The following is a 9,952-nucleotide window of genomic DNA, read 5'->3' as shown; positions in this document are numbered from 1 at the left end:
GACCGAGAACATGTTCCCCGGCTACTACAAGCGGGCCGAGACCACCGCCAACGTGTTCGACGAGGACGGCTACTACCGGACCGGCGACGTGTTCGCCGAGGTCGCACCCGACAAGCTGGTGTACGTCGACCGCCGCAACAACGTGCTGAAGCTGGCGCAGGGCGAATTCGTGACCCTGGCCAAGCTGGAGGCCGAGTTCGGCAACAGCCCGCTGGTGCGCCAGATCTACGTCTACGGCAACAGCGCGCAGCCCTATCTGCTGGCCGTCGTCGTGCCGACCGAAGAGGCCCTGGCCCGCTGGGACCTGGACACGCTCAAGGGGAAGATCGCCGACTCGCTGCAGAACGTCGCGCGTCAGGCCGGCCTGCAGTCCTACGAGGTGCCGCGCGACTTCATTGTCGAGACCACACCGTTCAGCCTGGAGAACGGTCTGCTGACCGGGATCCGCAAGCTGGCGTGGCCGAAGCTGAAGCAGCACTACGGCGAGCGGCTCGAGCAGCTTTACGCCGAGCTCGCCGAGGGGCAGGCCAACGAGCTGGCCGAACTGCGCCGCAACGGCGCCGACGCGCCCGTGCTGGCGACCGTGAGCCGGGCCGCCGCGGCCATGCTCGGCACGGCGGGCACCGAGCTGACCCCGGACGCACATTTCACCGATCTCGGCGGAGACTCGTTGTCGGCGTTGACATTCGGCAATCTGTTGCGCGAGATCTTCGACGTCGACGTGCCGGTGGGCGTCATCGTCAGCCCGGCCAGCGACCTGCAGGCCATCGCCCGCTACATCGAGGGCGAGCGCCAGGGCACCAAGCGGCCCACGTTCGCCGCCGTGCACGGGCGCGATGCCACCACAGTGCGCGCCGGCGACCTCACCCTGGACAAGTTCCTCGAGGCCGAGACGCTGGCCGCCGCGCCCAGCCTGCCCAAGCCCGCCGCCGAGGTGCGCACGGTGCTGCTGACCGGCGCCACCGGCTTCCTGGGCCGCTACCTGGCGCTGGAGTGGCTCGAGCGCATGGACCTGGTGGACGGCAAGGTGATCGCCCTGGTGCGCGCCAAGTCCGACGACGAGGCGCGCGCGCGGCTGGACAACACCTTCGGCGTCGGCTCTCCCCAGGGCGACCCGAAGCTCGTGGCGCACTACCAGGAACTGGCCGCCGACCACCTGGAGGTCATCGCCGGCGACAAGGGCGAGGCCAACCTGGGCCTCGACCAGCAGACCTGGCAGCGGCTCGCGGACACCGTCGACCTGATCGTCGACCCGGCCGCGCTGGTCAACCACGTGCTGCCGTACAGCGAGCTGTTCGGTCCCAACGCGCTGGGCACCGCCGAACTGATTCGGATCGCGCTGACCACCAAGCTGAAGCCCTACACCTACGTGTCGACGATCGGTGTCGGCGACCAGATCACGCCGGGCCAGTTCGTCGAGGACGCCGACATCCGCCAGATCAGCGTGACGCGGGCGATCAACGACAACTACGCCAACGGCTACGGCAACAGCAAGTGGGCCGGCGAGGTGCTGCTGCGCGAGGCCCACGACCTGTGCGGCCTGCCCGTCGCGGTGTTCCGCTGCGACATGATCCTGGCCGACACCACCTATGCGGGACAGCTCAACCTGCCGGACATGTTCACCCGGCTGATGCTGAGCCTGGTCGCCACCGGTGTCGCGCCCGGCTCGTTCTACGAACTGGACGCCGAGGGCAACCGCCGGCGTTCGCACTACGACGGCCTGCCGGTGGAGTTCGTCGCGTCGTCGATCTCCACGCTGGGCACGCAGGTGCTGGACAACGTCCCCGGAGGTGACGGTTTCCAGACGTACCACGTGATGAACCCGTACGACGATGGCATCGGTCTCGACGAGTACGTCGACTGGCTGATCGACGCCGGCTACGGGATCCAGCGCATTGCCGACTATGGCGACTGGCTGCGGCGGTTCGAACAGGCGATGCGGACGCTGCCCGAGCGGCAACGCCAGTACTCGCTGCTGCCGCTGCTGCACAACTACCAGAAGCCCGAGAAGCCGATCAACGGGTCGATGGCACCGACCGACCGCTTCCGCGCCGCGGTGCAGGAGGCGAAGATCGGCCCCGACAAAGACATCCCCCATGTCTCGGCGCCGGTCATCGTCAAGTACGTCACCGACCTGCAGCTGCTCGGACTGCTGTAAAGCGCCAGAAAGCAATCGCCCAGCCCCGACGGGGCTGGGCGATTGCCCTTTGTGTACGCGTTACTGCTGCGGGTGCGGCCAGCGCAGGTACGCGGCGTTGGCTCCCGACGCCGAGCGTTGGCGACGCCACCCCCGCTTCGGTTCCGGGTCGGCCGCCGAGCGCGGCTTGGTCAGCGCGCCCGAGGAAACCTCGGCCGGCTCGTACGCCGAATCCCGGTACGGCGCGACGCCCGGCGCCGCCGCAGCGCCCGCCGGCGCCAACGGCTGCACGTCGCGCGCCAGGCGCACGGCGGTGCGCGCCAACGCCACACCGGCCACGAAGATGATCAGCGCACCCAGTCCGGAGAAATAGGTGACCTCCAACACCGCGCGCTTGCGTTCGGTGGCGGCGACCGGGTCACCGGCGGAGCCGATGCCCAACAGCGGCGCGAGCTGACCACCGACGACGAACCAGGCGCCGGCCAGCACCGCCAGCCAACCGCCCAGCATCGCCGCCACCCGATTTCCGGCGACGATCAACAACAGACCGCCCAGCACGGTCGCGGCTCCCGGCAGGACCTCGAGCCACCCCCGGGCCGTACTCCATGCCCACTCCCGGTCGGGTGTGTAGGCGAAGTTGAAGCGCGGTCCGACAAACGGTATTAACGCCCCCCAGGCTCCCAAGATGACCAGGAGCAATCCGCTGACCGCGCCACGCGAGCGAGGCATGCTCAGCCCGCGGGATTGGCCGTCTTCTGCGTATTTCATGACATCCCCTCGTTGAATACCGGGCCTATTTCCGGCCGGAGATGGGTACCCGGCGTTTTCCAGTCGTAACCCATGGGGCGCGCGAAAGCCACCGCGCCCCGAGGCCATTGGGGCTGGTGAGGCCGGTGTTACTAGTGGAGCGCGAGGAGCAAGAGCACGATCGCGACGGCCGGAAAGGCGCCCTGGCTCACCGCCGCCCGCGCCTTGTCCGGCGCGGACAACAGCAGCACCACCGCGGCCGCGGCCATCGACCCGACGCCGGCGAAGATCAACGCCGCGCCAACGGCGTTGTGCCGCAAGGCAATCGCGACGACGCCGACTCCGGTCACGACCGCCAGGAACAAGTTGTAGAAGCCTTGGTTGAACGCCAGCAGCTTGGTGGTCTCGGCCTCCTCGGCCGTGGTGCCGAATGCGGCGCGGGTGCGCGGCGAGGTCCAGGTCAACGATTCCATCACGAAGATGTACACGTGCAGTAACGCCGCGAGTGCGGCGAATATCAGGCCGGCAGTGAGCATCGCTCCTCCTCGTCGGTCGAGGCCTGCGGCGCGACGCAGGCATCCGCGTGTCTCGGCGTGCCGGTGGACTTTACCGACTTGCGGTTGCCCGGGCCGGCCCAACGCGAAAAGGCGCCGGTAGCTCAGCGCTACCGACGCCCCTCGCGTGACTGTTACCGCACTACACGCCGGCGTGGTGGTGCCGGTGGAACAAGCCGCCGCCGGCGCGCCGGCCGAAGAAGCCGTGCCCGCGGGGCTCAGCCGCCGCCCGGTCCGTCCGCGCCGCGGTCACGCCGCGCGTCTCGTCGTACATGGCCGGTTCACCCGCCGGCAAGGCGCCGGCCGCCATCGCCGGTTCCGTCACCACGACGTCGCGCGCATGCCGCACCGCCAGGCGCCCCACGGCCGCCCCGCCCAGGAACACGATCAACGCCCCCAGGCCGGTGAAGTAGGTGATCTCGAGCAGGGCACGTTTCACGTCCGTCGCGGCCATCGGTTGACCGACGTCGCCGATGCCCAGCGTCGGCGCGAACGCGCGCCCGACGATGAACCAGGCGCCGGCAACGACCGCCAGCCAGCCACCCAACACCGCATTCGCGCGGTTGCCGGAGAGCAGCACCAGCAGGCCGCCCACCGCGGCCGCGGCGCCGGGGAGCACCTCGAGCCAACCCTTGGCCGTGGTCCAGGTCCATGCCGGGTCGGACATGTAGGCCCAGTCGACGTTGGTCCCGAAGAACGGCATCAGCGCCCCCCAGGCGCCGAGAAGAACAAGGAGTAGCCCGGTCAGCGCGCCGCGGGTACGTGGCATGTACAGCGCGCGAGGGCGTTCGTAGTCGTGGCGCGTGGTCCTCATCAGAATCTCCTTCACAGGTATTGCTGCTGTGACCCTGGTTACCCCTGCCGGACCGCACGTAACCGACTGCGGACCACCTAGGTGTTTGCTGTGCGACCCCGCGGCGGCCGCGCCGAAAGTGTCCCGCGCCCGATTACCCGTGGTGGCGATGGCCTGAGCGGGCCGAACCGCGCGCTCGGCGGGCCTTTGAGGGCTTGCTCGCCCGACAGGTCACGATTTGGTAATGGTCGGGTCCGCTAGTCGAACAGGCCCGGTTGCCCCATCCCCGTGACCCCCGGCGGCGGGCTCATGCCCAGGTGCGTCCACGCCTGGGCGGTGGCCACCCGGCCGCGGGGCGTGCGCGCGACCATCCCGGCGCGGACCAGGAACGGCTCGCACACCTCCTCGACGGTGGTGGCCTCCTCGCCCACGGCCACCGCCAGCGTCGACACCCCGACCGGCCCGCCGCCGAAGCTGCGGGTCAGCGCCGACAACACCGCCCGGTCCAGCCGGTCCAGGCCGAGTTCGTCGACGTCGTAGACCGCCAGCGCGGCCTTCGCGACGTCGCGGGTGATCACCCCGTCGGCGCGGACCTCGGCGAAGTCCCGGACCCGGCGCAGCAGCCGGTTGGCGATGCGCGGCGTGCCGCGCGAGCGGCGGGAGATCTCCTCGGCGGCCTCGGCGCCCAGCTCGATGCCCAGGATGCCGGCGGAGCGGGCCAGCACGCGCTCCAGCTCGGCCGGCTCGTAGAAGTCCATGTGTGCGGTGAAGCCGAACCGGTCGCGCAGCGGCCCGGTCAGCGCGCCCGAGCGGGTGGTGGCGCCGACCAGGGTGAAGGGCGCCACCTCCAGCGGTATCGACGTCGCCCCGGGACCCTTGCCCACCACCACGTCGACCCGGAAGTCCTCCATGGCCAGATACAGCATTTCCTCGGCGGGCCGGGCGATGCGGTGAATCTCGTCGATGAACAGCACGTCGTGCTCGACCAGGTTGGACAGCATGGCGGCCAGGTCACCGGCGCGTTCCAGCGCGGGACCCGACGTCACCCGCAACGACGACCCGAGTTCGGCGGCGATGATCATGGCCAGCGACGTCTTGCCCAGCCCGGGCGGACCCGACAGCAGGATGTGATCGGGGGTGCCGCCGCGGTTCTTGGCCCCCTCGATCACCAGTTGCAGCTGTTCGCGCACCCGGGGCTGGCCGATGAACTCCCGCAGCGAACGCGGCCGCAGGCTGACGTCGATGTCCCCCTCCCCGACGGCCAGCGCCGGGGACAGCTCGCGGTCGGCGAAGTCGTCCGTCATCTGCGCCGCTCTCCCCCGCAAGCGGGTGGTGCCCCCACCCCATCGCTTCGTCCCCCGCAAGCGGGCGGTACCGCCACTGCATCGTCGCCGGCGCGCGTCATTTCGACTTACCCAGCAGCGACAGGGCGGCGCGCAGGGCACCGGACGTCGTCGCGTCCTGCTCGGCGGCCAACACCTTGTCGGTGGCCTCTTCGGCCTGTTTGACCGGGAAGCCGAGGCCGACCAGGGCCTCCACCACCGGTCCCCGCACCGCGTGCCCGTTCACCACCGACGCGCCGCCCGGTGCGGCCGTCACCGCGCCGACCTTGTCGCGCAGCTCGAGCACCATCCGCTCGGCGCCGCGTTTCCCGATACCGGGAACCCGGGTCAGGGCGGCGACATCACTGTCGTGCAGCACCTGCCGCAGCGCCGCGGCGTCGTGCACGGCCAGCGTCGCCATCGCCAGCCGGGGCCCGACGCCCGACACCGTCAGCAGCGTCAGGAACAGGTCGCGGGTATCGGAGTCTGGAAACCCGTACAGCGTCTGCGAGTCCTCGCGCACCACCATCGCGGTGATCAACCGGGCCTCGGTGCCCGTGCGCAGCGTCGCCAGCGTCGACGGCGTCGCGTTCACCCGGTAGCCGACGCCGGCGGCCTCGATCACCGCGTGATCGAGCGCCACCTCGAGCACCTCGCCGCGCACCGAGGCGATCATCGGGCGGCCTTCAGTCTGGCCAGATACTTGTGCCGCTGCTGTTCGGCCAGCGCCTCGGCGGCGGCCATCCGGGCCAGCATCGGCGCGCGCCAGCAATGACAGATCGCCAGGGCCAGCGCGTCGGCGGCGTCGGCCGGCGTCGGCTTGGCTTGCAGCGCAAGGATTTTCGTGACCATCGCGGTGACCTGGGCCTTGTCCGCGCCACCGTTGCCGGTCACGGCGGCCTTGACCTCGCTGGGGGTGTGGAAGTGCACGTCGATGCCACGCTTGGCCGCCGCCAGCGCGACCACCCCGCCGGCCTGCGCGGTGCCCATCACCGTCGACACGTTCAGCTGGGAGAACACCCGCTCGATCGCCACGACGTCCGGCCGATGGGTGGCCAGCCAGTGCTCCACGGCATCGCTGATGGCCAGCAACCTCTTGGCCAGCGGCGCGTCCGACGGGGTTCGCACCACGTCGACGTCCAGCGCGACCACGTTGCGCCCGCGCCCGGCTTCCACGACCGACAGCCCGCATCGGGTCAGCCCGGGGTCGACGCCCATCACCCGCATTGCCCGCTCCCACCTGTAGAACAGCTGTTCGATACCCTAGCGGGCGGGACCGACCGGCTCGCGGAGGACACGCGGCGGCGGCGCCCAATTCCCGGCCGGGAGGTTCCAGCGCCGAATCCGCCGAAAAGCTGTTAGCTTTAGCCGACGTTCGCTCGAGCAAGGTGGCAACGGAAGGGCTCGCGTGGGATCACTGCTGGTCATTATCGCGATCGTGCTGTTCATCGCGTCCATCGTGGTGCTCGTCATCGCTTTGCGACGTCCCAAGCAGCCGGGCCCGCCCCGGGGACGTCAGGACCCGCTCTCGTTCAACGCGATGCCGGAGTTCGGCCCCCGCCAGCTCGGCCCGGGCGCCATCGTCAGCTACGGCGGAGTCGACTACGTGGTGCGCGGGTCGGTGACGTACCGCGAGGGCCCGTTCGTGTGGTGGGAGCACCTGCTGGAGGGCGGCGACCAGCCGATCTGGTTCAGCGTCGAGGAGGACGACGGGCGCCTCGAGCTGGCGATGTGGGTCAGCCGCAAGGACGTCCGGCTGCAGCCGGGTGACCAATATGTCGTCGACGGGGTGACGTTTCACGAGTCCGAACGCGGTCGCGCCTCGTTCACCACGGAGGGCACCACGGGTCTGCCGGCGGGCGGCGAGATGGAGTTCGTCGACTGCGCCAACTCCGACGAGTCCGCGCTGCTCTCGTTCGAACGCTGGGCACCGGGCACGCCGTGGGAGGTGTCGACCGGCAAGCCGGTGCTGACCGGCGAGCTGACGGTGTATCCCGCGCCCCCGCCCTCCCCGTCCTCCTAGGAGCGCGTCGGTGCCGCTTCACCAGCTCGCCGTAGCGCCTTCGGACGTCTCGGGCGAAAACCTCGGGCTCGCCCTCAACGCGCCCGCACCGCCACCCCTGGCGACCTGCCTGCTGGCCCACCCCGCCGGCGGCGCGCTGCTGCTCGGGGTCCTCGGCGCCTCGCACGTCGTCACGGTGGAGCACGCCGCGGGCCGGTTCTCCGAGGAGGTCTCCTGCACGGCGCGCGGCCACGGCGTCGACCTGCCGGAGCGCACGGCCACCGCCGGCTACTCCCTGGAATCCCGCACCGACACGTACGGCGAGGCGACCTTCCGCCGCATTGCCGGTGATCTCCGTGACCGGTGCGCGCGCGAAAAGGGTTGGCTCGGCGGCTCTTTTCCCGGTGACGACGCCGCGCTGACCGCGTTGGCCGCCGAGGCCGACGGTGCCGGCTGGCGCTGGCAGACCTGGCACCTGTATCCGGCCGCCCGGGTGGCGTCGGGCGGCATGGTGGTGCACACGGCGAGCCGGTGGCATCCATGAGCCGCAGCCGCCTGTTCGTGATCGCGGGCGCGCTCGCGGTGGCCGCCGTCGCCTGCCTGGTGCCCGGAATCATCTTGCTGCAGAAGAACATCGGGTCCTACATCGCCGGCCACTACCACGAGTACGCCCACGACGCGAACGGGACGCGCTACGAGTGCAGCGGTTCCCCCGACGACGTGGCCGACACGCTCGCCGAATACGAGGCGCCCCAGGCCCGCGCCGCCAACGGCGACAACGAGTACCTGCGCTACAGCAACAACATCGTGATCGTCGGCCCCGACGGCAACCGCCCGTGCAGCATCCGCGTGGAGGGCCTGAACGCCGGATACAGCCACGGCGCCTTCATCTTCCTCGGCCCCGGCTTCACCCCCGGCTCCCCCTCGGGCGGTGCCGGGGGCACCCCGGGTGGCCCCGGCGGAACCAAGTGACGGCCCACCACCACAAAGGAGAGAACCATGTACCTCGCCGTCGAGATCGGCACCGTCGACCTCAATCCCGTCCTGAGAGGCGCAGTCGCGACGATCCTGTACTTCTGTGTCGGCATGGCGGTACTTCTCGTCGGGTTCTTCGCGGTCGACGTGTTGACCCCCGGCAATCTGCGCCGACTGGTGTTCATCGACCGTCGGCCCAACGCCGTGGTCATCGCGGGCGCGATGTACATCGCCCTGACCGTCGTCATCGTCACCGCCATCGCGAACAGCTATAGCCAGCTGGGTCAGGGGCTGGTCGGCGTGGCGGTGTACGGGCTGATGGGCGTGATCCTGCTCGGAATTGCTTTGGTGGCAATGCATCTGCTGATCCCGGGCAGCTTCCACGAGCACGTCGACGAGCCGGAGCTGCATCCGGGATCGTTCGCGGTGGCGCTGATCCTGCTCGCGGTGGGATGTGTCACGGCCGCCGCCGTGTCATGACATCGGTTGATCTGCCGGCGCCGGAAGTGCGCCGGCCCACGGATTCCTCGCTACGCTGGCGGGCCGTGCTGCTGGCCGCGGTCGCGGCGTGCGCGGCGTCCGGGATCGTCTACGAGCTCGCGCTGCTCACGCTGGCGGCGAGCCTCAACGGCGGCGGGATCGTCGCCACGTCGCTGATCGTCGCGGGCTACATCGCCGCGCTCGGCCTGGGCGCCCTGGTCATCAAGCCGCTGCTGGCGCACGCGGCCATGGCATTCATCGCGGTGGAGGTGCTGCTGAGCATCGTCGGCGGCTTGTCGGCCGCGGCGCTCTACACGGTGTTCGCCTTCATCGACGACGAGTCGATGTGGATGCTGGCGGTGGGCACCGCCCTGATCGGTGGGCTGGTCGGCGCCGAGGTGCCGCTGCTGATGACCATGCTGCAACAGGGGCGGGTACGCCCCGAAAAAGACCAGGCTCCCGACACCGGGCGGACCCTGGCCAACCTCAACGCCGCCGACTACCTCGGCGCGTTGCTGGGCGGGCTGGTCTGGCCGTTCCTGCTGCTGCCGCAGCTGGGCATGATCCGCGGCGCGGCGGCCACCGGCATCGTCAACCTGCTGGCCGCGGCGGTTGTGGCGGTGTTCGTGCTGCGCCCGATCGTATCGAGGAGGCAGCTGCTGGCGGCGCTGTGCGCGCTGGCCGCGGCGCTCGCGCTGTTGGCCACGCTGCTGGCGCGTTCGGCCGACATCGAGACGACGAGCCGCCAGCGGCTCTACGCCGACCCGATCATCGCCTACCGGCACTCGGCGTATCAGGAGATCGTGGTGACCCAGCGCGGGAACGACATGCGCCTCTACCTCGACGGCGGCCTGCAGTTCTCCACCCGCGACGAGTACCGCTACACCGAAAGCCTGGTCTACCCCGCGCTCGGGGCCGGCGCCCGATCCGTCCTCGTGCTGG

Annotated in this window: 11 protein-coding genes and 1 pseudogene; 6 read left to right on the top strand and 6 right to left on the bottom strand. The window is 70.3% G+C overall.

Annotated elements, in window-relative coordinates; genetic code table 11:
• On the top strand, positions 1 to 2,158 hold a 2,158-nt coding region (gene car / locus A9X04_RS06700; RefSeq protein WP_156764244.1), incomplete at its 5' end, for a carboxylic acid reductase.
• 60 nt (positions 2,159 to 2,218) lie between these two features.
• Here car and A9X04_RS06695 read toward each other — a convergent pair.
• From A9X04_RS06695 to ruvC, 6 genes are all read right to left on the bottom strand, one after another.
• Positions 2,219 to 2,905 (bottom strand): hypothetical protein, encoded by a 687-nt coding sequence (locus tag A9X04_RS06695; RefSeq protein WP_067918874.1) that lies wholly within the window; start codon positions 2,903 to 2,905, stop codon positions 2,219 to 2,221.
• Positions 2,906 to 3,036: 131 nt separating this feature from the next.
• Positions 3,037 to 3,420: a DUF1304 domain-containing protein gene (locus A9X04_RS06690; RefSeq protein ID WP_067918873.1), complete on the bottom strand. Its 384-nt coding sequence runs from the start codon at positions 3,418 to 3,420 to the stop codon at positions 3,037 to 3,039.
• A 160-nt stretch (positions 3,421 to 3,580) separates the two neighbouring features.
• Entirely contained in the window at positions 3,581 to 4,252 is a 672-nt protein-coding gene (locus tag A9X04_RS06685) for a hypothetical protein (RefSeq protein ID WP_067918875.1), read from the bottom strand.
• Between the two features lie 236 nt (positions 4,253 to 4,488).
• A complete protein-coding gene (gene ruvB / locus A9X04_RS06680) occupies positions 4,489 to 5,535 on the bottom strand; it encodes a Holliday junction branch migration DNA helicase RuvB (protein ID WP_067918872.1) in 1,047 nt (348 codons plus the stop codon).
• 97 nt (positions 5,536 to 5,632) lie between these two features.
• Positions 5,633 to 6,229 carry a Holliday junction branch migration protein RuvA gene (ruvA, locus tag A9X04_RS06675; RefSeq protein ID WP_067918871.1) on the bottom strand — a complete coding sequence of 199 codons (597 nt, stop codon included), beginning with the start codon at positions 6,227 to 6,229 and terminating at the stop codon, positions 5,633 to 5,635.
• Positions 6,226 to 6,780: a crossover junction endodeoxyribonuclease RuvC gene (gene ruvC, locus A9X04_RS06670; RefSeq protein WP_067918870.1), complete on the bottom strand. Its 555-nt coding sequence runs from the start codon at positions 6,778 to 6,780 to the stop codon at positions 6,226 to 6,228. The genes ruvA and ruvC overlap by 4 nt, the downstream gene beginning before the upstream one ends.
• Before the next feature lie 181 nt (positions 6,781 to 6,961).
• Between ruvC and A9X04_RS06665 the strand changes: the two genes are divergently transcribed.
• The 5 genes and pseudogenes from A9X04_RS06665 to A9X04_RS06645 all read left to right on the top strand — a co-directional run.
• A complete protein-coding gene (locus A9X04_RS06665; RefSeq protein WP_067918869.1) occupies positions 6,962 to 7,576 on the top strand; it encodes a DUF4178 domain-containing protein in 615 nt (204 codons plus the stop codon).
• Positions 7,577 to 7,586: 10 nt separating this feature from the next.
• Complete coding sequence (locus A9X04_RS06660; protein ID WP_067918868.1) at positions 7,587 to 8,099, top strand: DUF2617 family protein; 513 nt, start codon at positions 7,587 to 7,589, stop codon at positions 8,097 to 8,099.
• On the top strand, positions 8,096 to 8,527 hold the full coding sequence (locus A9X04_RS06655) for a DUF4247 domain-containing protein (protein WP_067918867.1): 432 nt from the start codon (positions 8,096 to 8,098) through the stop codon (positions 8,525 to 8,527). The genes A9X04_RS06660 and A9X04_RS06655 overlap by 4 nt, the downstream gene beginning before the upstream one ends.
• Positions 8,528 to 8,554: 27 nt before the next feature.
• The gene (locus A9X04_RS06650) at positions 8,555 to 9,010 is read left to right on the top strand and encodes a DUF350 domain-containing protein (RefSeq protein WP_067918866.1); all 456 of its coding nucleotides are present in this window, start codon (positions 8,555 to 8,557) and stop codon (positions 9,008 to 9,010) included.
• Positions 9,007 to 9,952 (top strand): annotated as a pseudogene (locus A9X04_RS06645) (spermidine synthase); the annotation flags it as partial. The gene A9X04_RS06650 and the pseudogene A9X04_RS06645, both read left to right, overlap by 4 nt.

This window comes from Mycobacterium sp. E3247 (assembly GCF_001667785.1).
In the GTDB taxonomy this organism is placed as follows: domain Bacteria; phylum Actinomycetota; class Actinomycetes; order Mycobacteriales; family Mycobacteriaceae; genus Mycobacterium.
The sequence above is the reverse complement of the archived record's forward strand: the minus strand, read 5'-3'. Positions and strand labels throughout refer to the sequence as shown.